Here is a 24,658-nt window from a genome sequence, read left to right as displayed (position 1 = left end):
ATCGGGGCTTTCGGTGCAGCTCGTTTATCTTGTCTCATTTCACGCTTAATAATAATTACTCCGAATCTGGGCGACCACGCCGGGAAACCGCTTGCGCGAGGAACTCAGCGAACTGGGCGACGGGCATCGAGCCCAGGTCAGCACCTTCACGAGTACGCACAGCGACAGTCTGCATCTCGACTTCCCGATCTCCGATAACCAAAAGATAGGGAACCTTGAGCAAAGTATGCTCGCGGATTTTAAAGCCGATCTTTTCATTTCTCAAGTCGGACTTGGCACGAAACCCGCTTTCGTTGAGAGTTTTTTCAACTTCAGCGGCAAAATCTGCCTGTTTATCAGTGATATTCATGATCACTGCCTGGGTCGGAGCCAGCCACGCAGGGAATGCACCCTCGTAGTGCTCGATCAGGATCCCGACGAACCGTTCGAACGAACCGAGGATCGCCCGGTGCAGCATAACCGGGTGTTTACGGCTGTTGTCTTCGGAGACGTATTCGGCTCCCAGACGGATCGGCAGGTTAAAATCGAGCTGCAGGGTACCACACTGCCAGACGCGGCCAAGGCAATCTTTCAGCGAGAACTCGATCTTTGGACCGTAGAAGGCGCCCTCGCCCGGCTGCAGATCGTACGCAAGGCCCGCACTGTCCAGTGCTGCAGCCAACGCAGCTTCAGCGCGATCCCACAGCTCGTCGGAACCAACGCGTTTTTCCGGACGAGTGGACAGCTTCATCTCGACTTCGGTGAAACCGAAATCACGATAAACGTCCATGGTCAGCTTGATGAACGCAGCGGATTCGGCCTGCATCTGCTCTTCGGTGCAGAAGATGTGGGCGTCATCCTGGGTGAAGCCACGCACGCGCATGATGCCGTGCAGCGCACCCGATGGCTCGTTGCGGTGGCAAGCACCGAACTCGGCCAGGCGCATCGGCAACTCGCGGTAGCTTTTCAGGCCCTGGTTGAACACCTGCACGTGGCATGGGCAGTTCATGGGCTTGATGGCGTAGTCGCGGTTTTCCGACTGAGTGGTGAACATGTTGTCGGCGTAGTTGGCCCAGTGCCCGGATTTCTCCCACAGGCTACGGTCAACGACCTGAGGAGTCTTGATCTCCAGGTAGCCGTTTTCACGCTGAACCTTGCGCATGTACTGCTCAAGCACCTGGTACAGGGTCCAGCCGTTCGGGTGCCAGAACACCATGCCCGGCGCTTCTTCCTGGAGGTGGAACAGGTTCAGCCGCTTGCCGATCTTGCGGTGATCGCGCTTCTCGGCTTCTTCGATGCGCTGGATGTAGGCGGCCAGCTGCTTCTTGTCAGCCCAGGCAGTGCCGTAGATCCGCTGCAGTTGCTCGTTCTTCGCATCGCCACGCCAGTAGGCGCCGGACAGCTTGGTCAGCTTGAACGATTTAAGGAAACGCGTGTTCGGCACGTGCGGGCCACGGCACATGTCGACATATTCTTCGTGGTAGTACAGGCCCATGGCCTGCTCTTCCGGCATGTCTTCTACCAGACGCAGCTTGTAGTCTTCGCCACGTGCAGTGAACACGTCGATCACTTCGGCGCGCGGCGTGACTTTCTTGATCACGTCGTAATCTTTTTCGATCAGCGCGTGCATGCGCTGCTCGATGGCTGCGAGATCGTCCGGCGTGAAAGGACGCTCGTAGGCGATGTCGTAATAGAAGCCTTCGTCAATGACCGGGCCGATCACCATTTTCGCGGTTGGGTACAACTGCTTGACCGCGTGGCCAATCAGGTGAGCGCAAGAGTGGCGAATGATTTCCAGGCCCTCTTGATCCTTGGGCGTGATGATTTGCAGGCTGGCGTCGCTGGTGATCAGGTCGCTGGCGTCAACCAGCTTACCGTCGACCTTGCCGGCCACGGTGGCCTTGGCCAAGCCGGCACCGATGGATGCGGCGACCTCGGCTACGGAAACCGGATGATCGAATGAACGTTGACTACCGTCGGGAAGAGTAATAGTTGGCATGGCGCCTCCTCTCCTAGTGGTGACCCCTACCAAAGGTCACGTGGGTTGGGATGAGCCAGTACAAGATCCAATACCAGGCCGTTCACTGATGAACGCCTGCCTTACAGCGGCAGGAGCCTTTCGGCCAACCGATAATCGAACCAGAGTGACTGGAGTGAGCTAAAAAGAACATGGCAAGGCGGCAAATGGCGCGCCAGGAAATAGCCAAGGCATCGATGCTAGCACAGATGAACGGTCATCGCGCCGACGCCATGTTATGTAATGACAAATTCCTGGTTTCAACGCTGCAAAAGTGAACTTGAGCTGTACGCAATACCTCAAACCCACTGAGAATCGCCGTTCGTCCTCGACCCAAAGGAGCATCCCATGATGCGTTTTACCTCGACCCTCGCTCTCGCCGCTTCCCTGACCTTCCTATCTCTCGGCGCACAGGCAGCAGCGCCGTCGAACTGGCCAGCCGGAGCTCGCGACAGCTTTGTCAAAGATTGCAGTGCAGCCGCCCAGCAGAGCGTCGACGCCAAAACGGCCAAAGACCACTGTGAATGTGGCGCCGACAAGATCAATGCCGAATTGACCACGACTGAGATCAAGGAACTGATGACCAACCAGAACGCCAAGCCCGAACTGAAAAATAAAGCAGTCGCTGCTATTTCGTCCTGCAAAGTCGTGCAGAAAAAGTAAGATCGGCCAATGATCAGACGGTCGTTTTGCTGAAAAAACAGCCTGAAAACTGCCATTTCTCACAAATTACGCAGCTTTTACGGCTTTTTTTACCAGCTGATATTTCGCAGCAAAGCCCCGTAGACCGGGGCTTTCAGCTGAACCAAGCACTAAACGCAACGCTATTGATTAGCAAACAATGCCTTGGGGGGGCTCCCAAGCCGAACATTTCGACTATGATAGCCCGGTGTGCCCAGTTGGCCTGAGCAGCACAGCACTACTGAAAATATATGTTTCTTGGAGATACACCATGTCTAATCGCCAAACCGGCACCGTTAAATGGTTCAACGATGAAAAAGGCTTCGGCTTCATCACTCCTCAAGGTGGCGGTGACGACCTGTTCGTACACTTCAAAGCTATCGAAAGCGACGGTTTCAAAAGCCTGAAAGAAGGCCAAACCGTTTCCTTCGTGGCTGAGAAAGGCCAAAAGGGTATGCAAGCTGCACAGGTTCGCGGCGAGTAATTCTCCGCTGAGCTAAAAAAACCCCGTCCATGTGACGGGGTTTTTTATGGGCGCTGCAAAAGCCTGGAGAGACTTAGCCGCAATTGACCCGCGTGATCACCAGGTTGTCGTCGGTGTTCAAGTTGAGACGGTCAGAACGGTACTCCAGGGTGATCATGTCGTTGGGCTTGAGGATCCGGGCGTTCTGCGCACCGGCGCGAGTACGGGCCTGCTCAAGCAGTTGTGGCGAGGCTTTCTGGCCGATGGTGAATTCGGCGGCCTTCGACTCACAGCGGCTATGACCGGCATCGGCCACGGTGGCGTCTTTGGCTGGCTCAGAGGCACCCGGGGTGCTGCAACCCGCCAACGCGAGTGCTGCCAACAAAGTACCGAATGATGCGAGCTTCCAAGGCATGAAGCCTCCTATGATAAAAAATGGACAGAGATCGTGCGACAGCGGTCTGGCGAATTGGTTTCAAGACGTAAACTGCCGATGCGCAAGTCTGCCTGACTCTCGACCGGCAATCGCTTGGGCAATCGTGACCAGATATGAACGTGATCAGTAGATATCGATGTAGTCAAACGGCGGCTTTGGCCAATTCTGCTTCAGCGCGTTGAAAATCTGGGTAACCCAGACCTCGTCACTGGCAGCCACGTTACCCACATAACCAGAGCCCTTGGCCCAGGTTTCCAGGCGAAACAGCAGCCCGTCGATATCCACACCGCCTACGGCTTTCCCGGACGAGATATAGGCGATGCCACCCTTGGTTACCCGCAACTGGGTATGTTCGTCGTCACTGGCGCTCGCGATCAGTTGACGCACAGCGGCCAGGGTCAAGCTCTCGGGGTTGTTCAAATCAATCTGCACGCGGTGTTCCCCGGTGATTAAACAAGGGGACAGTGTCGCACAGCGACGCCCTCTTGCCGAAGTGCGTTATGCCTAAGTATCAGTGCCAAACCCGATACAAAATGGTTAACTGCGCCGGCAAGAACCGCGTTTTAGCGCACTACCCAGCACTTTTAGCCCCGTGAGACCTCCATGACCACCGTAACGCTCCAAGCCGATATCAAAGCCAAATGGCCCCAAGGACAGAGCTCCTACAGCCCCGGCAGCCCAGAGGAATTGGCAATCATCGGCATCGACCTGCTGGTCAAGGAACTCGGGACCCAGGCGGCACAAGCGTTTATCGGCCAGGTATTCGAAAAGTACCCGGCCGATCACATGGGCGCTCACAACCCCGAGCGCGAATAAGAACCGGCCGGCGAACGCCGACCGGAAAACCGCTTATTTCAGGCGCGCCAGGCGCTCGGTCAGCAGATCGAAAAAGCCCTGGGCATCACCGTTTTCAACCCAGAACACATTCTTTTCCTGCTTCAAGCCGTCGTACCAATCGACGATGGTCTGACCGAAAGTCGGGCCTTCACGACTATCCACCACCATGTTGACCTGGCGGCCGCTGAACAGCGATGGCTTGAGCAGATAGCCAACGACGGTTGCGTCATGCACCGGCCCGCCTGGGATGCCGTAGTGCTCCATGTCACCCTTGACGTATTCGTTGAGAATATTGCTAACGACTTTACTGGCGTTATTGTTCAGGTCGGCGATCTTTTTCAAGCGCGCGTCACTGGTCAGCACCTTGTGGGTCACATCCAACGGCAAGTAGGTCAGCTTGACACCACTCTTGAGCACGATCTCAGCCGCAACCGGATCGGCAAACAGGTTGAATTCGGCCACCGGCGTGATGTTGCCACCGTTGAAGTGTGCGCCGCCCATCACCACCACCTCCTTGATGCCTTGGGTGATTTCAGGAGCCTGGGTAAGCGCCAGCGCCAGGTTAGTCTGCGGGCCCAACATCGCAATCGTGATGCTGTGTGGCTTGGCAGTGCTCAATGTCTTGACCAGGTAATCAACGGCATTGCCTTCGGCCAGGCCTTTTTTCGGCTCGTGTACGGTGACGCCGGAAATACCTTCCTTGCCATGGATATTTTCAGCGTAGATCGGTGTGCGCAGCAGCGGTTTCGGCGCACCAGCGTACACCGGAATGTCCTCCCGCCCTGCCCACTCGCGGGCTAACCTTGCGTTGCGGGAGGTCTTATCCAGACGCACATTACCGGCAACAGTGGTCAACGCCCGAATGCTCAGCTCCTCCGGAGAGGCCATGGCAAACAACAGGGCCACCACATCGTCGGCGCCCGGGTCAGTGTCGATGATCAAGTCGATTTTTTCCGCCGCTTGGGCGCTTGCTGCGGTGAGTGCGGACAAGAGCAAAACACTCCGGAACAGATTTCTCAGGGTTGGGAGACCACGTTGCATAAAACACTCCTTGTCGTTGGAAAAGGCTAAAACGTTACGCCGGACACCAGCGCAATATTGCAGTAAGGCTGACACTCGCCAGTACGCACCACGGCCCGCGCCTTGCGGCTGAGCTGCTTGAACTCCTCGTGGCTGACCAGGCGCCGATCACCCAGGGCCGCGTGCTCTGTGAGGGTATTCAGGTCACTCAGGGCCGGCGGCTGCTTGAGCAGGATTTCTTCAGCCAGTACATGGCTTTCCACCTGCATTTCGCTGAGCACAACGCGTAACGTACTGATGAAGTCCGGGATGCCTTGAGTCAATGCAAGGTCGATCAACTCGACGCCCGGCGGCACCGGCAGGCCAGCATCGCCGATCACCAAAATATCGCCGTGGCCCAGGGAGGCGATCACACGCGACAGGGCAATATTGAGCAGAGGGGTCTTTTTCATGGGGACACAAAACCTTGTACGTCGTGCAACGTAGGAATAGAGGGTTGCGCACCGGCACGGGTCACTGACAACGCCGCCGCGACCTGACCGAAGCGAATGGCTTCAGCTTCGCTTTTTCCGCCGGCCAATGCGGCGGCAAAGCCACCCACAAAGGTGTCGCCAGCCGCCGTCGTGTCCACCGCCTTGACCTTGGGCGCTGGCAGGTGCTCAAAGGTCAGGCCGTCAGCAAACAATGCGCCTTGGGAGCCCAGCGTGATGATGACCTTACCTGCGCCCGCCTTGATCAGGTGAGTCGCTGCCAGCTTGGCACTGTCGAGTGAATCCACCGTGACACCGCTCAGCGCAGTGGCTTCGCTTTCATTGGGAATCAAGTAATCAATCGAGGCGTACCACTCAGCAGGCAGCGGTGCGCTAGCCGGCGCCGGATTAAGGATCACGGTCTTACCCAGCTCTCGGCCACGCCTGAGCGTGAAGCCCACGGTCTCCATCGGCACCTCCAACTGGCAGACGACCACCTCGGCTGCCTGCAGCACCGCGTCATACGCCTGCAACGAGGCCGGCGTCAGTTCACCGTTGCTACCGGCAACGATTACAATCGCGTTCTGGCTGTTGTCATCCACCACGATCAGCGCCACGCCACTGGAGCCATCCACACGGCTGACGGCCTGGCAATCAATACCCTCCACCAGCAACGCGTCACGCAGCTCAGTGCCGTAGGCATCGGTGCCGACGCAGCCGATCATCGCAACCTCTGCCCCCAGACGCGCCGATGCCACCGCCTGGTTGGCGCCCTTGCCGCCAGGCACCGTGGAGAACGTTTGGCCGATCAGCGTTTCACCGGCACGCGGCAACCGGCTGGCGCGGGTGACCAGGTCCATGTTCAAACTGCCTACTACCACTACTTTTGCGGGCATACATCAGTACTCATCAATTCGGTTCAGCGGTATTGAGCGAAGACACCGGCGACGGGCGCCGTCGACTCGCGCAATACAATGCTCGGCGTCACGATTCGTTGATCGATCGGCAGTTGGGGTGTCGCAATTCGTTTCAGTAAAAGCTCAGCCGCTGTTTCGCCCAACTGGACGATCGATTGCCCGACCGTGGTCAACGCCGGGTAGACGTATCGGCCCATTTGAATGTCATCGAAACCGATCACCGACAGCTCGCCAGGCACACGAATGTTACGCTCCGCTGCTGCGCGCAACACGCCGAAACCAATCATGTCGTTGCTGGCAAAAATAGCGCTGGGCGGGTTTTCCGCCAACAGTCGCACCGCTGCAGCGTACCCACCAGTGCTGGTGAAATCGCTTTCCTGGGTACGATTGGGTGCCACTTCCACACCCGCCTCATGCAATGCGCGGTGGTAACCGGCCAGACGCATTTGCGCCACGCGAGTACGCGCGGGGCCGCCGATGCAAGCGATATCCCGGTGTCCCAATTCAAGCAAGTGCCGGGTCGCCAGGTAGGCGCCCTCCTCGTGATCGATACGCACCAGATCGACATCAATGCCGTCCAGCGCCCTGTCGACAATTACCATCGGCGTGCGCACTGCGCTCAAGCCGGCGGCCAGCCCGCTATCGTCGCCGCCCACCGAAGTCACGATCAGCCCGTCGATGCGTTTCTCCAGCAACACCCGCAGGTAGTTGCGCTGCTTTTCAGCGTTGTCGTCGGAATTGCAGAGGATCACGCAGTAGCCGTTACGCTCGCAGTAATCCTCAATACCCCGAGCCAACTCGGCGAAGTACGGGTTGAGGCTGTTGGGCACCAGCAAGCCGATGGTGGCTGTGGTCTTGGCCTTGAGCGAACGCGCGACGGCGCTGGGTACGTAGTCGAGTTGCTTGATCGCGGCTTCGACTTTAATTCGCACCGGCTCGCTGACCGGGCGCGTCTTGTTCACCACATGTGACACCGTGGTGTAGGAAATACCTGCAAGCGCTGCCACATCCTTGATCGTTGCCATGGTTCAGCCCCGCCGACTGGCGCGGCGGCTGCGGTAGGTATCGAGAACCACGGCAATCACGATCACGGCACCGGTAATGATGCGTTTAGTGGGCTCCGTGGCCCCGATCTGCGCCAGGCCGGCGGCCAATACTGAAATAATCAACACACCAAAGAAGGTGCTGATGACCGAACCGCGCCCACCCATCAGGCTGGTGCCGCCGATCACGACTGCTGCAATCACTTGCAACTCCAGGCCGGAGCCAGCATTTGGGTCCGCCGCTTCCAGGCGCGAGATCTGGAACAGTGCCGCCACACCCGCCAATAGCCCCATCAGGCTGAAGACCAGGATCTTGTAGGGCTTGGGATTGATCCCCGCCAGGCGTACGGCTTCTTCATTAGTGCCGATACCGATCAGGTACCGACCGAATACCGTCCGCGTCAGCACCAATTGGGCGACGATGATCACCAGCAGCGCAATGATGAACGAAGGCGAAATGCCAAACGCGACCGGGTTGGACAGCCAGGCAAACGAGTCACCGATATAGGCCGTACGTGAACCGGTCATCTGGTACGCCACGCCGCGAGCCATTTCCAACACGCCCAGGGACACGATAAACGACGGAATGCGCCAGGCCACGGTGATCGAACCGGTAATGGTGCCAGCCAGTGCGGCGCAGCCCATGCCCAGCACAGCGGCCGGCAACACGCTCCAGCCCCAGCCCAGGATCGCTACGCTAACCGCCGACGCCGCCAGCGCCAGCACCGACCCCACCGACAGATCGATGCCACCGATGATCAGGATGAAGGTCATGCCCACCGCCAGCACCATCAGGTCCGGGATCTGGTTGGCCAGGGTGCTGAACGTGTCGTAGGACAGGAAGTGATCGCTGAGCACTGAGAACAGCGCGATCATCGCAAGCAACGCGCCCGCCAGCCCAAGGTAGGTGCCCAGGCCATAGAAGTTGCCGCCAGCTTTACCGGGGGAAGTTGTGGTTTTCATGGGGTATCCCTAAGCGCTGCGTCGTTGAGCAGCGCATCACGTTTCTGATAGCCGGCAAAGGCGGCGGCAAGCAATTCGTCTTGGGTCCAGCTGTCGCGCTCGAATGTCTCGATCAAGCGTCCGGCGGACAACACACCGATGCGGTCGCAGATCAGCATGAGTTCACGCAGGTCGCTGGACACCACCACCAGTGCTTTGCCCTGACGTGTCAATTCGCCGAGCAAGGCATAAATATCGAACTTGGCACCGACGTCGATCCCACGGGTGGGCTCATCGAACAGCATCACCGAGCAATCGCGCTCCAGCCAACGGCCGATCACAACCTTCTGCTGGTTGCCGCCGGACAGCTCTGAAACCAATTGCGCCGGACCGGAACTGCGGATACGCATGGCATCGATCTGGCGTTTGGCCAAGGCGGTTTCGTCGCTGCCATTGACCACCCCGCCGCCGGAGATTTCCGGCATGTTGCCTAGCGCGATGTTGGCGCTGATGGACTGGGTCAGCAGCAGGCCTTCGCCCTTGCGGTCCTCGGTAATCAGGGCGATGCCATGGCCTACCGCGTCCACTGGCGAGCGGATGCTCACCACCTGGGCTGGCGAACCTAGCGCGACGGTACCGCTGTCAGCCAGGTCGGCGCCGAAGATCAGACGCAACAGTTCAGTACGGCCCGCGCCGATCAGCCCGGAGATACCGTAGATCTCGCCTGCGCGAACCTCAAAGGACACGTCGCGGACCTTGTCGGAGCGGGTCAGGCCTTTCACCGTCAGGGCCGGGCCGCCGATTGTGCGCGGACCCAAGTCGATCTGTTCACCCAGCTCGCGGCCGACCATCAAGGTCACCAACTGCTCGCTGTTGTAGTTGGCCATCGGTTCGACGCAGACCAACTTGCCGTCACGCAGGACCGCAATGCGTTGGGCGACACGGGCCAGTTCTTCCAGCCGGTGCGAAATATAAATGATCGCCACGCCCCGGGCCTGCAAGCGGGTGATTTGTTCAAACAGCATTTCGACTTCACGGGCCGTCAACATGGCCGTGGGCTCATCGAGAATCAGTACATGGCAGTCGCCGATCAGGTTGCGGGCGATCTCGACCATTTGCTGATGACCGATACCCAGGCTGCCGACCAGCGTGTCCGGGTCAATCGCGTCCAAGCCGACTTGGGCCATGGCCTCGATGGCGGCCTTGCGCAGCTGCTTGCGACTGATCCAGCCACAGTGGCTTGGCAGGTTATCCAGGAACAGGTTTTCGGCCACGGTCAGCGTCGGCAGCAGGTTGAGCTCCTGCATGACCATGCGCACACCCAGCTCTTCAGCCTGAGTGCGGCTGCCAGGGCGGTAGTCCTGACCGTTGAATTGCATGTGCCCGGTGGTCGGAGTGACCAGCCCGCCGATAATTTTCGACAAGGTGCTTTTGCCTGCACCGTTCTCACCGGTCAGCGCCAGCACTTCGCCGCGATTGAGCGTCAGGGTGATGTCGGACAGCACCGGCTGGGCATAGGTCTTACCGATACCGCTGACCGAGAGGACAGCGTTCGGGGCGGAAGATGACATAGGAAAATCTCCAGGCGCCCGCTCAGGACGAGCGGACGCTGTTGGGTGCCGCCAGGATTACTTCTTGAGGACGAGCTCGACCGGGGTTTCGATCACGCCATCCTTGGAGTCGACTTTCTCACCCTTGACCAGCTTGAGTGCGTTCTGGATACCGAATACAGCTTGTTGGGCAGCCGCCTGGTCGGCGGTCGCCAGCACGCGGCCGTCCTGCAGCATCGGCTTGATGGCTTCGATGTTGTCGTAGCCCACTACCAATACCTTGCCAGCCTTGCCAGCCGCACGCACGGCGGAAACAGCGCCCAATGCCATATTGTCGTTACCGGCCAACAGCGCCTTGAGGTCCGGGTACTCGCTCAACATCGCAGAGGCAACCTTCTGACCCTGGTCGATTTCCCAGTTACCGGATTGGGTAGACACGATCTTCATGCCTGCAGCGTCCATCGCATCTTTGTAGCCTGCGGTGCGTTGCTGGGCATTGGTGGTGGTGGGGACGCCTTCGATGATGCCGACTTTGTCACCCGCAGCCAGTTGCTTGGCCAGGTAGTCGCCCACCAATTTAGAGCCTTTGCGGTTGTCGGGGCCAACGAAGGGGATATCGAGGTTTTTGCTTTTCAGCACGTCCGGGTCCAGGCGGTTGTCGATGTTGACCACCTTGATACCGGCATCGGAAGCCTTCTTGAGGACAGTGACCAGCGCCTTGGAGTCAGCGGGGGCGATCACGATGGCGTTCACTTTCGAAAGAATCATCTGATTGACGATATCAATCTGGGCGCTGGTGTCGGTTTCGTTCTTGATCCCGTTGGTGATCATGTCGAAGTCGGCAGCGTGGGCTTTTTGATATTCCTTGGCGCCGTCTTGCATGGTCACGAAAAATTCGTTGGCGAGGGATTTCATGACCACGCCGACCTTGGGTTTGGCGGCGTCATCAGCGAATGCGGAAGAGAGAGGCAGGGCAGCGGATGCGGCAGCAAGCACAGCGACAGCAAGAAGACGTCCAGCGAATGGCAGCTTCATGGGTTCACTCCGATCTTATGATTATTGTGAGCAACGCTTGCTGCGAAACATCTCGCAAACGTTTGCGTTACTCAAACTATGAGAACCTTGTCGTGATTTGTCAACGGTAGAAAACGGCCTTTCATCCGAGCCCTATAACCCCTGCCCTCGTCTTTGCGATGGGTTTTGTTAAACATCCTAATCGCCCGGTCGTTCTCCAAAACGACATGTAATGACGGCGCTGTCACGCTACAGCCTGGCTTAGCCCACGAGCCTTTTCGGACAACCGAACACGATACCTCCCGATGTTCGGAAAGCCGGACAACCATCGGGCTAAGCCTATTAAAAATATGAAAAATAATATTTAAAAACAATAACTTATATTTAACTTAATACGTAAAGCAGCTTGGTACAGATCCTGCTCTAACCCATCACCTTGTGGCATTCAGAACTGCCCAGGTGTTCTAGATGAACCTGCTACAGCACTCATCAAAAACCAGAGAGAAAAATAATGAAATCTGCACTGAAGAACATTGTTCCGGGCGCATTGGCCCTCCTGCTGCTGTTCCCCGTTGCCGCCCAGGCAAAGGAAGCTGAAACCAAGACCAAACTGTCCAACGTGGTGATCCTCGCCACTGGCGGCACCATCGCCGGCGCTGGCGCCAGCGCCGCCAACAGCGCCACCTACCAGGCGGCCAAGGTTGGCATCGAGCAATTGATCGCCGGTGTTCCTGAGCTTAGCCAGATCGCCAATGTGCGCGGCGAGCAAGTGATGCAAATTGCGTCCGAAAGCATCACCAACGAAAACCTGCTGCAACTGGGTCGTCGCGTCGCCGAATTGGCCGACAGCAAGGACGTGGACGGCATCGTGATTACCCACGGTACCGACACCCTGGAAGAAACCGCCTACTTCCTGAACCTGGTGGAAAAAACCGACAAGCCAATCGTCGTGGTTGGCTCCATGCGTCCGGGCACCGCCATGTCGGCGGACGGCATGCTCAACCTGTACAACGCTGTAGCCGTGGCTGGCAGCAAAGATGCGCGCGGCAAAGGCGTGCTGGTAACCATGAACGACGAGATCCAATCGGGTCGCGACGTCAGCAAGATGATCAACATCAAGACCGAAGCCTTCAAGAGCCCTTGGGGTCCGCTGGGCATGGTAGTTGAGGGCAAATCCTACTGGTTCCGCCTGCCAGCCAAGCGCCACACCATGGACTCGGAGTTCGATATCAAGAACATCAAGAGCCTGCCCGATGTTGAAATTGCCTACGGCTATGGCAACGTGAGCGACACCGCCTACAAAGCGCTCGCCCAGGCTGGCGCAAAAGCCATTATCCACGCGGGTACCGGCAATGGTTCGGTATCGTCCAAAGTGGTACCGGCACTGGTTGAACTGCGCAAACAAGGCGTGCAGATCATTCGCTCCTCCCACGTCAATGCCGGCGGTATGGTCCTGCGCAACGCCGAACAGCCTGATGACAAGTACGACTGGGTTGCAGCGCTAGACCTGAACCCGCAGAAAGCCCGCATCCTGGCCATGGTCGCCCTGACCAAGACCCAGGACAGCAAAGAGCTGCAACGTATTTTCTGGGAATACTGATTCTCGAAAATGCTACGGCAGGGGCGGTTTAACCGCCCCTGCACTTCCGCAAATCCCCGCGATAAAAACATCCTCGTCCTACACCAAGCCGCCTTGAACGCTGTCAGAAGAACTTCTTGAAGTCTAAGCAGTTGCGAAATTGCTTACAGTTAAATACTGTATGCACGTACAGCAAATTAAGGAACACTTCGTGGCAAAGTCCTCTTCCGCAGCGCCAACCCCGCCAGACGCCTACCATCGCCTGGCCATCCGTGTGCAAAAGATCATCAATTCCACCAACGCCCAAAAAGCCAAGGCAGCCTTGATCTTCCGCTTGCCGGAAGAACCTGAAGATGAGTGGGGACGCTTGTTGGAAGAAATCGCGGAAAACGACAACGTCACCCTTGCCTATAGGGACGACGGCGGCGTGCAGATTTTCTGGGTTGTACCGAAGGAAGATTGATTTAATGAGTGCCCGTTTTATTGCTGTGTGTTGCCTGTTTTTTGCCGTTACTGCCCATGCCCAGGCACCTCGGACGTTCAGCGAAGCCAAGAAAGTCGCCTGGAAACTCTACGCCCCACAATCCACCGAGTTCTATTGCGGTTGCAAGTACACCGGCAACCGGGTGGACCTGAAAGCCTGCGGCTACATCCCACGCAAGAGTGCCAGTCGCGCAGCGCGTATCGAGTGGGAGCACATCGTCCCAGCGTGGCAGATCGGGCATCAGCGCCAGTGTTGGCAGAACGGCGGGCGCAAGAACTGCACGCGCAATGACGAGGCGTTCAAGCGCGCCGAAGCCGACTTGCACAACCTGGTGCCCAGCATTGGGGAGGTCAACGGCGACCGTAACAATTTCAGTTTTGGCTGGCTGCCAGTGCAAAGCGGGCAGTACGGTTCGTGCCTGACCCAGGTGGACTTCAAGGCCAAGAAGGTCATGCCACGCCCGTCCATTCGGGGGATGATCGCCCGCACCTACTTCTACATGAGCAAGCAGTACGGCCTGCGCCTATCGAAACAGGACCGCCAGCTGTACGAAGCCTGGAATAAAACCTACCCGGTACAAACCTGGGAACGCCAGCGTAACCAGACCGTCGCGTGCGTGATGGGGCGCGGTAACGAGTTTGTCGGCCCGGTGAACCTCAAGGCCTGCGGTTGAACCTGGGCGGGGCTCTCGCCCCGCCTCCTGGTTACTGCGCAGCCTTGTGTTCGATGATCTCAGACTCGGTATCGGTTTTCTTGGCCCGGGCGAGCTTTTCGGCAAGCAGTGCTTGCTTGGCCTCGGCTTCCGCCCTAGTGGCGAATGGGCCCAACAGCACATCATCCTTGCCGTCGACTTTCACGATATAAAAATTAAAACCATGTTCCAGCAACCAGGCGGTCAGGTCGGTAATCGCCTGCAGCTTGTGGTCCGGCGGGCCGACTCGCAGGTCCCATTCCTGGGCGGCAATCGCGCCGGTTTGTGGCTGGCTTTCGGTCACGGCAGGCTTGGCCTTGGGCGCATCGACGCTTTTGCCTTCACCGCAACCGGCCAATGCCAACACCGCAATTGCCATCGCTACTTTACGCACTGCCCTGCTCCTTTAAAGATAAAGAGGCGACTTTATCATTCACTGTCTATTCTGGCCGTCATAAACGTTGGCTTAAACAATGCGAATGATGTATCCCAGACCTGTATGATGCCGCCATGGGAATTAATGTCGCCTCTATGCGTCCTAAAAGAGGCAGTCACAGGGAAGCGCTTCGCAGTAAGCTACGCACATCCGACACTTGCCCTGTCTGAAACATGTGTCCTTCAAAGTAATCAAGGAGAAGTCCATGCTTATACTCACCCGAAAAGTCGGTGAAAGCATAAACATCGGTGATGACATCACGATCACCATCCTGGGCGTCAGCGGCCAGCAAGTACGAATCGGCATCAACGCACCCAAGGATGTTGCCGTGCATCGCGAGGAAATCTACCAGCGCATCCAGGCCGGGCTGACTGCCCCGGACAAAAACCAGACGCCTTGAAGCGACCTCAGTAGCCAGCCCTTTCGTTCTGTGACGGCTGGCGAAAACCCCTTCGAACTGCTTCTGTGGTGCCCAAGAGGACTATGGGTTCATCTTTGCTCCAAGATGAAACTGTCTTCTCGCCTGGAACTTGTTGCATCATCCATAGCCGAATCTTCTGACCCACACCTTGCCATCCGTGTGCGCTCAGGAGCACGTCGATGATGCCTACCACTGCACAACCATTTACCTCAAGATCCTGGGCAATTACCCTGGTGATCGGGCTCGCTTTCGTCGGGCTCGAATATGCCCTGTGGCTTGAAATCGAGGGCGGCGACGCCAGCGACTCTCATTCCTGGTTCGACCTGGCGCTGCTGCTGGGCGGCTACCTGTTTATATTCTGTCTCAAGCCCATCCAGCAGGTGGTGCAACGCAAATTGTGCCAACACTCCAATCAGAAAGCTCCACGCTGATGCCCTGTTTTTTGCGATCGGATCGCCGGCATTTACAGGCGCCCTACAAGACCTATGCTTTGGCTTGCATAGTCACCGAAAGGCGCTGAAGCAGATGGATACCCTGACAAAATCCCAAATCGAATCTGCACTGGCAGCGCGCCTGCCCAGCTACAACGTCACCTGCACGCTGCACGCCGACGGTACTCTTTCGGCAGTCTTGAGCGGCCCCGAAACCGACCATTTCGCAATCACTGGAATAGTACGGGCGCACTATCGAGGTGCCGAAGCGATTGCACGGCTGGCCAACGAGCTACTCAGGGAAATGGTGCTTTCACGCCAAGGTATTCGAAGCAGCCGACTGCAGCCTTCACAGGACCCTGCGCCTTGCGAACAAGGTCGAGACCCATGACAGGCTCGACCTTTTCACTTCAGCCTGTCACGCCCTGCAAACTCAACAATCCGTCAGCGTTGCGCTGCACCCGCCATTGCTCATAGTCAGCGATTGACGGATGCTCCGTCACCATCGGTACGTGATGCGTCGACGTCACCACCATCACATCCGCCCCTGCCGCCTCTCCCGCTCGAATACCCACCGTCGCATCCTCGAAGACCAGGCAGTCCTGCACCGGTACCCCCAGACGCTCGGCGCCAAGCACATAACAGCCAGGGTTCGGCTTGCCGATGGCCACATCTTCAGCGGTTACCAGCACCGCAGGGGGCGCGATACCTGCCGCCTGCAGTCGCCGCAACGCCAGCTCCTTGGGCGCGGATGTGACCAGTGCCCACTGATCCCCGGGCAGCCCCTTCAGAAACGCAACAGCGCCGGGAATCGCCACGACGCCTTCGACATCATTGATTTCCGCCTCGGTAATCCACTGCGCCTCCACTTCGGGGTCAATGCCAGGCAATGCTTGGCGAGTGATGGTATCAATCGCGCGAGCACCATGAATGGTCGCCAGGAACGCGGGCACATCCAAACCGTGGCGTTCAGCCCAAATGCCCCACACCCGCTCAGCGGCGGCGATGGAGTTGAGCAGGGTTCCGTCCATGTCGAACAGGAAGGCGCGATAACGTCGGGCAAATACGGCTGAACCTCGGGTGGACACTGCGTGACTTCCTCGTGGGCTGAAACAAATAAACGACCCAACGCAATCTACGGATCACCTTGAGGCTTGTAAACGCTGCCAACGCACCAACCTCGCATTACAGTTTTGTAATGAGCCGGTAAGGCTTGCCGCCCCCCTCGCTTCATACAGTGGAGTCGTCAGTCAGCCACAACAGCTGACGTCACTTCCCACCGATGAAGAAGGGTCTACCTGATGAAGCCTGCAAGCAAACTCTGCCTGATCGCCGCCAGCCTGTTGATGTTGGGTACCGGCACCGCCATGGCCGGCACCGTCGCACCAGTCAAGGCCAACAACGTGGTACTGGTGCACGGCTCCTGGGCCGACGGCTCAAGCTGGTCCGAGGTGATTACCCGCCTCCAGGCTGCCGGCCTGCACGTCACCGCCGTACAAAACCCGCTGACCTCGGTAGCCGACGATGTTGCCGCTACCAATCGCGTGCTGGATCAGCAGGACGGTCCTACCGTGCTGGTCGGCCACTCCTACGCAGGCACCGTGGTCAGCGACGCAGGGGTCAACCCGAAAGTCAGCTCATTGGTATACGTGGCTGCCCGCGCACCGGACGCCAACGAAGATTTCGTCGCCCTTTCCGCCAAGTATCCGACCATGCCCGTGCGGTCTGGCGTGGTAGATCACGACGGCTACCTCACGCTCAGCCAGGACGCGTTCCTCAAGTACTTCGCAGCCGACGTTCCCCGCGCCAAAGCCCTGGAGCTATACGCCGTGCAGCAGCCGATCACAAAAACGCTGTTCAGCGGCCGCACCGTAAATGCTGCCTGGCACACCAAGCCGTCCTGGTACGCCGTGTCGACAAACGACCAGACCATTAACCCGGACTTGGAGCGTTTTCTTGCCAAGCGCATGAACGCCACCACCCTCGAGTTGCCGTCGAGCCACTTGTCGTTGGTGTCCCATGCCAAGGAAATCACCGACCTGATCCTAGAAGCCTCCGGCCGCCAGCCTTAAGCCCTTTATTACAAACTTGTCATCGTCCTGTTGGCGGGCTGTTTGGGTCGCCTGGTTACTGTGAACCTACTGCCACGACCTGGCAGCCCCCTTAAAGAGAGAGATCGCCATGAAACTGTTTATGTTCGGCTTCGCCGCCTTGCTCGCCACCGGCTCTGTGTTTGCCGCCGATGCACCCAATGTGATCCACGACAAAGTCGGCTTCTTCGTGCATCTGGACGTCGCCAAAGTACTGTCCAGCACCGACACTTACGGCCAATGCGGTATCGTGCCCGCGCGACTCGATTATCTGGATCACCAAAATCGCGAACACGTGATGGATTACCAGGTACAGGCTATCGGCTGCCCCAGTGACAACTGATCGGACTACACTTGCGCCACGCATTGAAACAGGGCATTTCCCATGAACATCCTCGTAGTCGAAGACGAACCCAAGGCCGGTAACTACCTGCTCAACGGCCTGCAAGAACTGGGCTATTCCGTAACCCTCGCCCGCGATGGCGTGGACGGTCTGCACCAAGCGCTGGAAACCTCGTTCGATGTGATCGTGCTGGATGTGATGATGCCTAAAATGGACGGTTGGGAAGTGCTGCGCCGACTGCGCAAAGAAGCGGACACCCCGGTACTTTTTCTAACGGCCCGCGATGATATTTCCGACCGCATCAAGGGCCTGGAGCTCGGCGCCGACGACTACCTGATCAAACCCTTCTCCTTCGCCGAACTGGTGGCACGCCTGCGCACCCTCACCCGCCGTGGCCCGAGCCGGGAGGAAGAACAACTGCAGATCGCCGACCTGCAAATCGACGTATTGAAACGTCGCGTCACTCGCGGCGGTACACGCATCACCCTCACCAACAAGGAATTTGCCCTGCTGCATCTGTTCGCCACCCACCAGGACCAGGTTCTGTCACGCTCGATGATCGCCTCCCGGGTGTGGGACATGAACTTCGACAGCGACACCAACGTGGTCGACGTAGCCGTACGGCGCCTGCGCCTGAAAATCGACGATCCGTTCCAACTCAAGCTGATCCACAGCGTACGCGGTATCGGCTATCGCTTCGACACACAACCATGAACAATCGCCGCCCTCACTCCCTAACCCTGCGCCTGGCGCTGATCTTCGCCCTGCTCGCCTTTGCATTGCTGGCCACCCTGGGCGTGGCGCTCTATCGCGAGTTAGAGCAAGAGTTGGTCATGCGTGACGACGCAGCGCTGATCACTCGCGTGAATCAACTGCGCAACCTGCTCAACGACAGCAACACACTGGACTTGATAAAGACCAAGCCGGAGCTGTTCCAGAACATGCTCGGCAACCGCGAGTCAGTCCTAAGCATCGCTACCCCAGGGCAAAAGCCGCTGTTGGTGGTCAACCCAGGCAACATTGATTTACCGCCTATAACTCCCGTACCAAAAGACCACGAATTGACACTCGCCGATGTGCACCATCTACCCGGCGTGAATGGTGTGCCCTTCTCCACGGTTTCTGCCTTCATCGACTCTGGAGACCTGGGCAGCCTGCAAGTCACTACGGGGCGCCTGATGACCGAGCGCACCGCCGTACTCGCCAGCTACCGATTAAGCGTTTATATCCTGGCAAGCATCGCTGCAATCATCCTGGCGCTTGTTGGCTACCTGCTGGTGCATCGCGGGCTGCTACCGTTGCGACGCCTGGCCGAGCATGCCCAAGGAATTGGTGTTGGCAACCTTGCCGAACGCCTCGACAGCCATGGCGCGCCAAAAGAACTGCTGCCGATGATCGACGCCTTCAACACCATGCTTGAGCGCCTGGCCAAGGGTTTTGTGCAACTGGGTCAAGTGTCCACCGATATGGCCCACGAACTACGCACGCCGATTAACAACCTGTTGGGCGAGACCCAGGTCGCACTGCAACAAAGCCGAAGCATCGAGAGCTATCAACATCTGCTGGCGTCCAATGTCGAAGAGCTTGAGCGCCTGGCGCGGATGCTCGACAACATGCTGTTCCTGGCCCGCACCGACCCAGCCAGTGCCTTGCGACAACGCCAGGCGCTCGACGCGGCCGATGAAGTAGAACGCATTGCCGACTACTTCGAAGGCCTGGCGAGTGATGTGGATATTCGCATTATTGCCAAGGGCGAAGGTGTGATCTGGGCCGAACCGATGTTGCTGCGCCGGGCGCTGGCCAATCTATGTGCCAACGCCATCAAATACGGCGCATCAAATTCCGAGTTGTTGATAGAGGCGGCTCCAGATACCGAAGGCATCAAGCTGCGGATCAGCAACAGCGGTGAAACCATCGCGGCCGAGCACTTACCGCGGTTGTTCGAACGGTTTTACCGGGTGGATCAATCGCGGGAGCGCTCGGCCCAGTCCAATGGGTTGGGCCTGTCGATTGTGGCCACCATCATGCAGCTACACAACGGGCGCTACAGCGTGAGCAGTGAGGCAGGAATGACGTGTTTTGAGTTGTACTTCCCACGACAGGAGGACTGAAAAGCACGCGCCAGACGCCCGGTGGTATTTTGCAAAAACTTGCCAGTCACCACTCGCCCAAACTCCCACTACTCTTGCTTCCCAAGTGCAATCTCACAGTGTTTGAAACAGGTGACATGCTTTGGAGAAAAAACAGTATCGATTTGGCGGAGCGAACACGCTAAGCATCCCGGTTCAAGGTAGAAGCGGTGGAGGTAACGACGGAGGCTCAGGCCTGGAAAAGCGCCTGGGCCTACTGGAAAAGAGGCTAGCTGAAATGAAAGAGAAGCTATTCGCCGTTTCGAGCAAGACAGACTCCATTGAAAAACACTTCGCTACCCGAGCGGACCTTGCTACCACTGAACTTAATCTCATCAAGTGGTACGTAGCAACGGCATTCGCAATGACGGGCCTGGTCTGCGCCATCACGTTCGGGCTCACTCGCTTGCTGGCGACCTGAGCGTCGCCGCAGGCTTGTTCGCCTTCTTCTGGAATACAGCCCTACATCAACAGGTAAAGCAGCACGATGTTCACGACCAGCATCATTAATGCCGTGGGAATCTGAGCCTTGATCACCGCGTTCTTGTCCGGCAACTCCAGCAACGCCGCCGGCACGATATTGTAGTTGGCGGCCATCGGGGTCATCAGGGTTCCGCAGTAGCCGGAGAACATACCGATCGCCGCCATCACCGCCGGGTTACCCCCGTAGATGCCGACCAGCACCGGCACGCCGACACCGCCAGTCATCACCGGGAAGGCAGCAAAGCCATTACCCATGATCATCGTGAACAACGCCATGCCCAGCACGTAGACCATCACCGCTACCAACTTGAAATCCAGGTTGATGTAAGTGGTGGTCACATGGGCGACCGCCGTACCCACGCCTGCTTCATTGAACAGCAACCCGAGCATCGCCAGCATTTGCGGCAGCACCATGGCCCAACCCAAGGCTTCGGTGAGACGGCGTGATTCACGAAGCGCCTGCACGGGCGTGTCACGGGTCAGCCAGCAGGCCAAGCCAAGCGCAATCAGGCAGCCGATACCGAGAGAGACGAAGGTGGTGTTTTTCGGGTCCAGTAGCGGCACGCCGCCAATTTCCGCGTGCTTCAGCACGACGGAACCGATCACCGTGGTCAGGGGGATGGCCAGTGCCGGAATAAACAACTTGTGCCTAAGGCGACCGGCACTGGCGCGGGAGGCCTTGTCATGCAGCTGCGCATGCTGGCCACGCCCCACACCTCCCATGCCCGCGATCAACGCCATTACCACCACGCCTGCGCCAATAGCCACCGACGGCAAGCGTTCACCCACCAGAAATGGAATGGCAAACAGCAGCCAGAACAGGGCACTGGACCAGCGCTTGGGATGGGTTCGATCGATCAGGATCATGCCCGCGGTAATCAACAACAGGACACCGGCGAGCCAGTAAAGGTATTGAATGGAGATGATCATTGCGCGGGCTCCACTGGCATGGCGACGGACGTCAGTTCACGCGTGAGCTTTCGGTCAAATCGATGGAGCCGGATCGCATGAATGACAAACGCGCAGATCGCCGTCGGAATGCCCCACACCGCGATATGCAGCGGTTCGACATCGATCCCCGACCCCAGAAGGAAGGTGTGCATCAACGCAATCGCACCGAAGGCAACAAAGATGTCTTCGCCAAAAAACAGCCCGACATTGTCGGTCGCGGCGCACATCGCGAGCACCTTGTGGCGCAGCTTGTCTGGCAGTTTGCCGTAGCGTTTTTCTGCCGCACCCTCAGCCATCGGCGCCAGTAGCGGACGCACCATCTGCGGGTGCCCGCCCAAGCTAGTCAAACCCATCGCTGCGGTGGACTCACGGACAAACAGATAGATGATCAACAAGCGCCCAACCGTGGCGCGTTCGAACCGTGCGATCCAGTTCTGCGCATGCAGGCGCAACCCATGGCGCTCGAGCAGGCCAATGACCGCCAGGGGCAACAACAGAATCAACTGCAGGGCGCGGGTCTGAAGGAAACCATCGCCCATGGTGGCAAGAATTTTCTCCAGCGGAAAATGGGCGGCAAGCCCGGTAGCGATCGCGGCCGCGGTCACCACCAACAGCGGATTGAAGCGCAAGACAAAGCCAACCACGATGACAAGTACGCCGATCAACGGCCATAAGTTCACAACAGTTTGCATGGCGGTAAGGTCCTTAAATGCGCGCTGCGGCGCCATGAAAGCAGGATGTGAACAAAGGGTTCACAGCAGGAAAGTGGCGTGCAGTCGGCTCAGTTTTTTATTGTTGACCCGGAAGGTCGAGCGTCAGTGGCGGCAACTTTGCTGCCTGGGGCGAGAGGTGTCCAACAAGAAAAATTGTTGCTGCAAACCAATAATTCTTGTGGGTGATTGACGCCAACACGTAACAAGATGTGGACAGACCGCGAGGGATTCACGCATCGTATCGCCGCCCTCTTACTGGGCTCACGCCTCTCTCACCACTGTTGTGGATATGGAAATTCAATGAAAACCAAAAAGGTCTTGATCGCCCTCTCCTGCGCCGTCGCCCTGTCCATGCTGGGCGGCTGCGCTGCCAAGGTCAAAAGCGGTGGCAGCGCCGCACTGGCGATCCCGGAATCCGCCAAGCAGAACCTGGTGGTCAGCATCAAGGGCGAAGGCCAGGTCGAGCAGAACCCGGACTGGAACCTGCTCAAGCGTGATTGGAATAACGCACTTCAAGTTGAAGCTCGACAGGCTGGATTCAATGTCACAGAAAGCCCTTCGGTGACCCCAACTGGTCAAGACGGTGTGGGCATCAATATCAACGTCAGCAAGTTCCGCTACATAGAACCGGGCTCGCGCTACGTCGCCGGTGCGCTGGTAGGTAATGCCTGGGTATTTTCCCGTGCCGACTATTCCGACCTGAAATCCGGTACGCCAATCGGCTCGCGGACCTACGATACGTCGTCGTCGGCTTGGGAGGGCGTTGCGTCTGCCATGACGCAAAAACAGGTTCAGGCCATTGCCAAACAGATGATCAGCGACATCAAAAGTGCCAAGGCTAAGTAAAAATAACCTTGAGCGAATTTCTTGAGTTCATCTGGAAACTGATTGGCCTGGTGTTCAACCTGCTCGATCTCAGCACCTACTACACCCCACCACGGCGAAAACGCGTGTTTTCACTCGGATTCGTGATGTTTTTGCTGTTGGTGGCGGTGGTTGAACTTATGCTGCTTCAAGCCTGGTATGGAAGCGCTGGTTAGAACGCACGCCGGCCATGGCCAACCTTTACTGAACAAGGGGCTGCACCGGTGACTTCTCCCACCCCACCTGTTTCCGATACCACCCTGAGCGTACAAACTCGCCTGATTGCCTTGGTCGTCGCCGTCACTTTCTTCATGGAGAACCTGGACGCCACAGTCATCGCCACAGCGTTGCCGACCATGGCCGCGGCCTTCGGCGTGACGCCGGTCGACATGAACATCGGTATCACCGCCTACATCCTCGCCGTAGCGATCTTCATACCCCTCTCCAGCTGGATCGCCGATCGCTTTGGCGCGCGCCGCGTGTTTGCTGGCGCGATCATCGTGTTCACCCTCGCCTCGCTGCTGTGCGGATTAAGCCAGAGTCTTGAGATGTTCGTCTTTGCCCGCGTCCTGCAAGGTATAGGCGGCGCGTTGATGGTGCCTGTAGGGCGGCTGGCGGTACTGCGCAATACCGATAAAAAAGACTTGGTAAAGATGATCGCAATCATCACCTGGCCAGGCCTGGTGGCGCCGATCCTTGGGCCATTGGCCGGTGGGTTGATCGTGACCCATGCATCATGGCCCTGGATCTTCTATGTGAACCTGCCGCTCGGCGCGCTGGCATTGGCTGCTGCGCTTTGGCTGGTTCCTGAAGGCCGCGAAGCGAGTGTGCGCCAGTTCGACGCAAAAGGTTTTGTACTGCTGGCGGGCGCCTGCGTGGCACTGCTTGGCGGCCTTGAGTGGTTGGGCAGCCAGTCCGGTGAAATGCTCATCCCAGGTATAGGGCTGGTGACAGCAGGGATATTACTGGCGGTGTGGGCCGTGCATCACTGTCGACACTACACCGACCCATTGCTGCCGCTGGAAACCCTGTCGATCAATACCTTTAGGGTTAGCATCTACGGCGGCTCACTGTTCCGCTTGGCCATCAGCGCACTGCCGTTCCTGCTACCACTGCTGTTTCAAGTCGCCTTTGGCTTATCACCCGTGGATGCAGGATTGTTGGTGCTGGCAGTATTCGCCGGCAACCTGGCGATGAAACCCTTCACCACAGCCATCATGCAGCGCTACGGTTTTCGCAAGGTGCTGCTAGTGAATGGGGTGATCGGCGTGGTGTCGATCGCAGCCTGCGCGCTTTTCACCGCGCAGACACCGTTTGCCCTGATTGCGGCGGTACTGTTCGTGGGCGGCTTGTCACGCTCGATGCAGTTCACTTGCTACAACTCGATTGGCTTTGCGGACGTACCCAAGGCACGCATGAGCGAGGCTTCGGCACTGTTCAGCATGTCGTTCCAACTGGCCATGGGAATGGGCGTGACAGTCGCGGCGCTCTTGCTGCGTGCATCCATGACGGTGCAGGGGCATGAGGTGCATGCCCAGGCTGGGGATTTTCGAGTCGCGTTTATCGGAGTAGCGCTACTGGGGATATTGGCGCTGGTGGATGTATATCGGCTGCCGACAGGTGCGGGTGAAAGTGTGCTGACGCGCGCTTGAACACATCAGCACACTCGCCGTG

Annotated in this window: 31 protein-coding genes; 17 read left to right on the top strand and 14 right to left on the bottom strand. The window is 58.0% G+C overall.

The window, feature by feature from the left end; translation table 11 throughout:
* Positions 1-55 precede the first annotated feature (55 nt).
* Entirely contained in the window at positions 56-1,978 is a 1,923-nt protein-coding gene (gene thrS, locus CFE47_RS29160; protein ID WP_286842389.1) for a threonine--tRNA ligase, read from the bottom strand.
* A gap of 366 nt (positions 1,979-2,344) precedes the next feature.
* On the opposite strand from thrS, the gene CFE47_RS29155 reads away from it, so the two are divergent.
* Both CFE47_RS29155 and CFE47_RS29150 read left to right on the top strand, forming a co-directional pair.
* Positions 2,345-2,659 (top strand): hypothetical protein, encoded by a 315-nt coding sequence (locus CFE47_RS29155; RefSeq protein WP_286842388.1) that lies wholly within the window; start codon positions 2,345-2,347, stop codon positions 2,657-2,659.
* Positions 2,660-2,948: 289 nt separating this feature from the next.
* Positions 2,949-3,161 carry a cold-shock protein gene (locus CFE47_RS29150; protein WP_003234260.1) on the top strand — a complete coding sequence of 71 codons (213 nt, stop codon included), beginning with the start codon at positions 2,949-2,951 and terminating at the stop codon, positions 3,159-3,161.
* 73 nt (positions 3,162-3,234) lie between these two features.
* Here CFE47_RS29150 and CFE47_RS29145 read toward each other — a convergent pair whose 3' ends face one another.
* Entirely contained in the window at positions 3,235-3,555 is a 321-nt protein-coding gene (locus tag CFE47_RS29145) for an I78 family peptidase inhibitor (protein WP_185704166.1), read from the bottom strand.
* Between the two features lie 144 nt (positions 3,556-3,699).
* The gene (locus CFE47_RS29140; protein ID WP_185704164.1) at positions 3,700-4,008 is read right to left on the bottom strand and encodes a hypothetical protein; all 309 of its coding nucleotides are present in this window, start codon (positions 4,006-4,008) and stop codon (positions 3,700-3,702) included.
* 171 nt (positions 4,009-4,179) lie between these two features.
* Here CFE47_RS29140 and CFE47_RS29135 point away from each other — a divergent pair, with 171 nt between their 5' ends.
* Positions 4,180-4,392, top strand: a complete 213-nt coding sequence (locus CFE47_RS29135) for a hypothetical protein (protein WP_032886978.1) — start codon at positions 4,180-4,182, stop codon at positions 4,390-4,392.
* Positions 4,393-4,425: 33 nt separating this feature from the next.
* Here the strand turns inward: CFE47_RS29135 and CFE47_RS29130 are convergent, their stop codons facing one another.
* From CFE47_RS29130 to CFE47_RS29100, 7 genes are read right to left on the bottom strand one after another with little or no spacing between them, the layout of a single operon-like run.
* A complete protein-coding gene (locus CFE47_RS29130; RefSeq protein ID WP_286842387.1) occupies positions 4,426-5,454 on the bottom strand; it encodes a nucleoside hydrolase in 1,029 nt (342 codons plus the stop codon).
* 26 nt (positions 5,455-5,480) lie between these two features.
* Positions 5,481-5,885: a D-ribose pyranase gene (gene rbsD, locus CFE47_RS29125; protein ID WP_185704158.1), complete on the bottom strand. Its 405-nt coding sequence runs from the start codon at positions 5,883-5,885 to the stop codon at positions 5,481-5,483.
* Positions 5,882-6,799, bottom strand: a complete 918-nt coding sequence (gene rbsK, locus CFE47_RS29120) for a ribokinase (RefSeq protein ID WP_286842386.1) — start codon at positions 6,797-6,799, stop codon at positions 5,882-5,884. Before rbsK ends, rbsD begins: the two co-directional genes overlap by 4 nt.
* Before the next feature lie 23 nt (positions 6,800-6,822).
* Positions 6,823-7,845 (bottom strand): LacI family DNA-binding transcriptional regulator, encoded by a 1,023-nt coding sequence (locus tag CFE47_RS29115; RefSeq protein WP_286842385.1) that lies wholly within the window; start codon positions 7,843-7,845, stop codon positions 6,823-6,825.
* A 3-nt stretch (positions 7,846-7,848) separates the two neighbouring features.
* The gene (locus tag CFE47_RS29110; RefSeq protein WP_185704152.1) at positions 7,849-8,826 is read right to left on the bottom strand and encodes an ABC transporter permease; all 978 of its coding nucleotides are present in this window, start codon (positions 8,824-8,826) and stop codon (positions 7,849-7,851) included.
* Positions 8,823-10,376 (bottom strand): sugar ABC transporter ATP-binding protein, encoded by a 1,554-nt coding sequence (locus CFE47_RS29105; protein WP_286842382.1) that lies wholly within the window; start codon positions 10,374-10,376, stop codon positions 8,823-8,825. Before CFE47_RS29105 ends, CFE47_RS29110 begins: the two co-directional genes overlap by 4 nt.
* Positions 10,377-10,433: 57 nt before the next feature.
* Positions 10,434-11,390: a sugar ABC transporter substrate-binding protein gene (locus CFE47_RS29100; protein WP_286842380.1), complete on the bottom strand. Its 957-nt coding sequence runs from the start codon at positions 11,388-11,390 to the stop codon at positions 10,434-10,436.
* A gap of 490 nt (positions 11,391-11,880) precedes the next feature.
* On the opposite strand from CFE47_RS29100, the gene CFE47_RS29095 reads away from it, so the two are divergent.
* The 3 genes from CFE47_RS29095 to CFE47_RS29085 all read left to right on the top strand — a co-directional run bounded on the left by CFE47_RS29095 (position 11,881) and on the right by CFE47_RS29085 (position 14,105).
* Positions 11,881-12,969 (top strand): asparaginase, encoded by a 1,089-nt coding sequence (locus tag CFE47_RS29095; protein ID WP_185704146.1) that lies wholly within the window; start codon positions 11,881-11,883, stop codon positions 12,967-12,969.
* A gap of 190 nt (positions 12,970-13,159) precedes the next feature.
* Complete coding sequence (locus CFE47_RS29090; RefSeq protein ID WP_286842378.1) at positions 13,160-13,411, top strand: DUF1654 domain-containing protein; 252 nt, start codon at positions 13,160-13,162, stop codon at positions 13,409-13,411.
* Positions 13,412-13,415: 4 nt separating this feature from the next.
* Entirely contained in the window at positions 13,416-14,105 is a 690-nt protein-coding gene (locus CFE47_RS29085; protein ID WP_286842377.1) for an endonuclease, read from the top strand.
* A gap of 31 nt (positions 14,106-14,136) precedes the next feature.
* Here the strand turns inward: CFE47_RS29085 and CFE47_RS29080 are convergent, their stop codons facing one another.
* Entirely contained in the window at positions 14,137-14,517 is a 381-nt protein-coding gene (locus CFE47_RS29080) for an SPOR domain-containing protein (RefSeq protein WP_286842375.1), read from the bottom strand.
* Between the two features lie 247 nt (positions 14,518-14,764).
* On the opposite strand from CFE47_RS29080, the gene csrA reads away from it, so the two are divergent.
* The 3 genes from csrA to CFE47_RS29065 all read left to right on the top strand — a co-directional run bounded on the left by csrA (position 14,765) and on the right by CFE47_RS29065 (position 15,802).
* Positions 14,765-14,959: a carbon storage regulator CsrA gene (gene csrA, locus CFE47_RS29075; protein ID WP_003192511.1), complete on the top strand. Its 195-nt coding sequence runs from the start codon at positions 14,765-14,767 to the stop codon at positions 14,957-14,959.
* A 200-nt stretch (positions 14,960-15,159) separates the two neighbouring features.
* Positions 15,160-15,411 carry a hypothetical protein gene (locus tag CFE47_RS29070; protein ID WP_286842373.1) on the top strand — a complete coding sequence of 84 codons (252 nt, stop codon included), beginning with the start codon at positions 15,160-15,162 and terminating at the stop codon, positions 15,409-15,411.
* Positions 15,412-15,505: 94 nt separating this feature from the next.
* Complete coding sequence (locus tag CFE47_RS29065; RefSeq protein WP_286842371.1) at positions 15,506-15,802, top strand: DUF1652 domain-containing protein; 297 nt, start codon at positions 15,506-15,508, stop codon at positions 15,800-15,802.
* A 19-nt stretch (positions 15,803-15,821) separates the two neighbouring features.
* Here CFE47_RS29065 and CFE47_RS29060 read toward each other — a convergent pair whose 3' ends face one another.
* Positions 15,822-16,499 (bottom strand): HAD-IA family hydrolase, encoded by a 678-nt coding sequence (locus CFE47_RS29060; RefSeq protein WP_286842369.1) that lies wholly within the window; start codon positions 16,497-16,499, stop codon positions 15,822-15,824.
* Positions 16,500-16,712: 213 nt separating this feature from the next.
* On the opposite strand from CFE47_RS29060, the gene CFE47_RS29055 reads away from it, so the two are divergent.
* The 5 genes from CFE47_RS29055 to CFE47_RS29035 all read left to right on the top strand — a co-directional run bounded on the left by CFE47_RS29055 (position 16,713) and on the right by CFE47_RS29035 (position 20,394).
* Positions 16,713-17,483: an alpha/beta fold hydrolase gene (locus CFE47_RS29055; protein WP_286842367.1), complete on the top strand. Its 771-nt coding sequence runs from the start codon at positions 16,713-16,715 to the stop codon at positions 17,481-17,483.
* A 109-nt stretch (positions 17,484-17,592) separates the two neighbouring features.
* Positions 17,593-17,844, top strand: a complete 252-nt coding sequence (locus CFE47_RS29050) for a DUF2790 domain-containing protein (protein WP_286842364.1) — start codon at positions 17,593-17,595, stop codon at positions 17,842-17,844.
* A 42-nt stretch (positions 17,845-17,886) separates the two neighbouring features.
* On the top strand, positions 17,887-18,558 hold the full coding sequence (locus tag CFE47_RS29045; protein ID WP_286842362.1) for a heavy metal response regulator transcription factor: 672 nt from the start codon (positions 17,887-17,889) through the stop codon (positions 18,556-18,558).
* Positions 18,555-19,955: a heavy metal sensor histidine kinase gene (locus CFE47_RS29040; RefSeq protein ID WP_286842360.1), complete on the top strand. Its 1,401-nt coding sequence runs from the start codon at positions 18,555-18,557 to the stop codon at positions 19,953-19,955. Before CFE47_RS29045 ends, CFE47_RS29040 begins: the two co-directional genes overlap by 4 nt.
* 121 nt (positions 19,956-20,076) lie before the next feature.
* On the top strand, positions 20,077-20,394 hold the full coding sequence (locus CFE47_RS29035) for a hypothetical protein (protein ID WP_286842357.1): 318 nt from the start codon (positions 20,077-20,079) through the stop codon (positions 20,392-20,394).
* A 41-nt stretch (positions 20,395-20,435) separates the two neighbouring features.
* Here CFE47_RS29035 and CFE47_RS29030 read toward each other — a convergent pair whose 3' ends face one another.
* Both CFE47_RS29030 and CFE47_RS29025 read right to left on the bottom strand, forming a co-directional pair.
* Positions 20,436-21,386, bottom strand: a complete 951-nt coding sequence (locus tag CFE47_RS29030; protein ID WP_286842355.1) for a DUF979 domain-containing protein — start codon at positions 21,384-21,386, stop codon at positions 20,436-20,438.
* Positions 21,383-22,099: a DUF969 domain-containing protein gene (locus CFE47_RS29025; protein ID WP_286842392.1), complete on the bottom strand. Its 717-nt coding sequence runs from the start codon at positions 22,097-22,099 to the stop codon at positions 21,383-21,385. The genes CFE47_RS29030 and CFE47_RS29025 overlap by 4 nt, the downstream gene beginning before the upstream one ends.
* Before the next feature lie 321 nt (positions 22,100-22,420).
* Between CFE47_RS29025 and CFE47_RS29020 the strand changes: the two genes are divergently transcribed.
* The 3 genes from CFE47_RS29020 to CFE47_RS29010 are packed head-to-tail and all read left to right on the top strand — an operon-like array spanning position 22,421 to position 24,636.
* Positions 22,421-22,966 carry a DUF4410 domain-containing protein gene (locus CFE47_RS29020; RefSeq protein ID WP_185704124.1) on the top strand — a complete coding sequence of 182 codons (546 nt, stop codon included), beginning with the start codon at positions 22,421-22,423 and terminating at the stop codon, positions 22,964-22,966.
* Between the two features lie 8 nt (positions 22,967-22,974).
* Positions 22,975-23,160: a hypothetical protein gene (locus CFE47_RS29015; RefSeq protein WP_286842353.1), complete on the top strand. Its 186-nt coding sequence runs from the start codon at positions 22,975-22,977 to the stop codon at positions 23,158-23,160.
* 48 nt (positions 23,161-23,208) lie between these two features.
* The gene (locus tag CFE47_RS29010; protein WP_286842351.1) at positions 23,209-24,636 is read left to right on the top strand and encodes a DHA2 family efflux MFS transporter permease subunit; all 1,428 of its coding nucleotides are present in this window, start codon (positions 23,209-23,211) and stop codon (positions 24,634-24,636) included.
* The last annotated feature ends 22 nt before the right edge of the window (positions 24,637-24,658 follow it).

The sequence above is a fragment of the Pseudomonas sp. PGPPP1 genome, assembly GCF_002255865.1.
GTDB lineage: Bacteria > Pseudomonadota > Gammaproteobacteria > Pseudomonadales > Pseudomonadaceae > Aquipseudomonas > Aquipseudomonas cremoris.
Note: the sequence above shows the minus strand (reverse complement) of the source record. Positions and strands in the feature narration are given on the sequence as shown.

What these genes read in the sequence shown, in the direction of transcription:
- CFE47_RS29100 (WP_286842380.1), bottom strand. Translation starts at nt 11,390, where the DNA reads ATGAAGCTGCCATTCGCTGGACGTCTTCTTGCTGTCGCTGTGCTTGCT.
- CFE47_RS29025 (WP_286842392.1), bottom strand. Translation starts at nt 22,099, where the DNA reads ATGCAAACTGTTGTGAACTTATGGCCGTTGATCGGCGTACTTGTCATC.
- CFE47_RS29150 (WP_003234260.1), top strand. Translation starts at nt 2,949, where the DNA reads ATGTCTAATCGCCAAACCGGCACCGTTAAATGGTTCAACGATGAAAAA.
- csrA (WP_003192511.1), top strand. Translation starts at nt 14,765, where the DNA reads ATGCTTATACTCACCCGAAAAGTCGGTGAAAGCATAAACATCGGTGAT.
- rbsD (WP_185704158.1), bottom strand. Translation starts at nt 5,885, where the DNA reads ATGAAAAAGACCCCTCTGCTCAATATTGCCCTGTCGCGTGTGATCGCC.
- CFE47_RS29095 (WP_185704146.1), top strand. Translation starts at nt 11,881, where the DNA reads ATGAAATCTGCACTGAAGAACATTGTTCCGGGCGCATTGGCCCTCCTG.
- CFE47_RS29050 (WP_286842364.1), top strand. Translation starts at nt 17,593, where the DNA reads ATGAAACTGTTTATGTTCGGCTTCGCCGCCTTGCTCGCCACCGGCTCT.
- CFE47_RS29085 (WP_286842377.1), top strand. Translation starts at nt 13,416, where the DNA reads ATGAGTGCCCGTTTTATTGCTGTGTGTTGCCTGTTTTTTGCCGTTACT.
- CFE47_RS29105 (WP_286842382.1), bottom strand. Translation starts at nt 10,376, where the DNA reads ATGTCATCTTCCGCCCCGAACGCTGTCCTCTCGGTCAGCGGTATCGGT.
- thrS (WP_286842389.1), bottom strand. Translation starts at nt 1,978, where the DNA reads ATGCCAACTATTACTCTTCCCGACGGTAGTCAACGTTCATTCGATCAT.
- CFE47_RS29065 (WP_286842371.1), top strand. Translation starts at nt 15,506, where the DNA reads ATGGATACCCTGACAAAATCCCAAATCGAATCTGCACTGGCAGCGCGC.
- CFE47_RS29145 (WP_185704166.1), bottom strand. Translation starts at nt 3,555, where the DNA reads ATGCCTTGGAAGCTCGCATCATTCGGTACTTTGTTGGCAGCACTCGCG.
- CFE47_RS29135 (WP_032886978.1), top strand. Translation starts at nt 4,180, where the DNA reads ATGACCACCGTAACGCTCCAAGCCGATATCAAAGCCAAATGGCCCCAA.
- CFE47_RS29040 (WP_286842360.1), top strand. Translation starts at nt 18,555, where the DNA reads ATGAACAATCGCCGCCCTCACTCCCTAACCCTGCGCCTGGCGCTGATC.
- CFE47_RS29020 (WP_185704124.1), top strand. Translation starts at nt 22,421, where the DNA reads ATGAAAACCAAAAAGGTCTTGATCGCCCTCTCCTGCGCCGTCGCCCTG.
- CFE47_RS29155 (WP_286842388.1), top strand. Translation starts at nt 2,345, where the DNA reads ATGATGCGTTTTACCTCGACCCTCGCTCTCGCCGCTTCCCTGACCTTC.
- CFE47_RS29055 (WP_286842367.1), top strand. Translation starts at nt 16,713, where the DNA reads ATGAAGCCTGCAAGCAAACTCTGCCTGATCGCCGCCAGCCTGTTGATG.
- rbsK (WP_286842386.1), bottom strand. Translation starts at nt 6,799, where the DNA reads ATGCCCGCAAAAGTAGTGGTAGTAGGCAGTTTGAACATGGACCTGGTC.
- CFE47_RS29115 (WP_286842385.1), bottom strand. Translation starts at nt 7,845, where the DNA reads ATGGCAACGATCAAGGATGTGGCAGCGCTTGCAGGTATTTCCTACACC.
- CFE47_RS29045 (WP_286842362.1), top strand. Translation starts at nt 17,887, where the DNA reads ATGAACATCCTCGTAGTCGAAGACGAACCCAAGGCCGGTAACTACCTG.
- CFE47_RS29070 (WP_286842373.1), top strand. Translation starts at nt 15,160, where the DNA reads ATGATGCCTACCACTGCACAACCATTTACCTCAAGATCCTGGGCAATT.
- CFE47_RS29110 (WP_185704152.1), bottom strand. Translation starts at nt 8,826, where the DNA reads ATGAAAACCACAACTTCCCCCGGTAAAGCTGGCGGCAACTTCTATGGC.
- CFE47_RS29030 (WP_286842355.1), bottom strand. Translation starts at nt 21,386, where the DNA reads ATGATCATCTCCATTCAATACCTTTACTGGCTCGCCGGTGTCCTGTTG.
- CFE47_RS29130 (WP_286842387.1), bottom strand. Translation starts at nt 5,454, where the DNA reads ATGCAACGTGGTCTCCCAACCCTGAGAAATCTGTTCCGGAGTGTTTTG.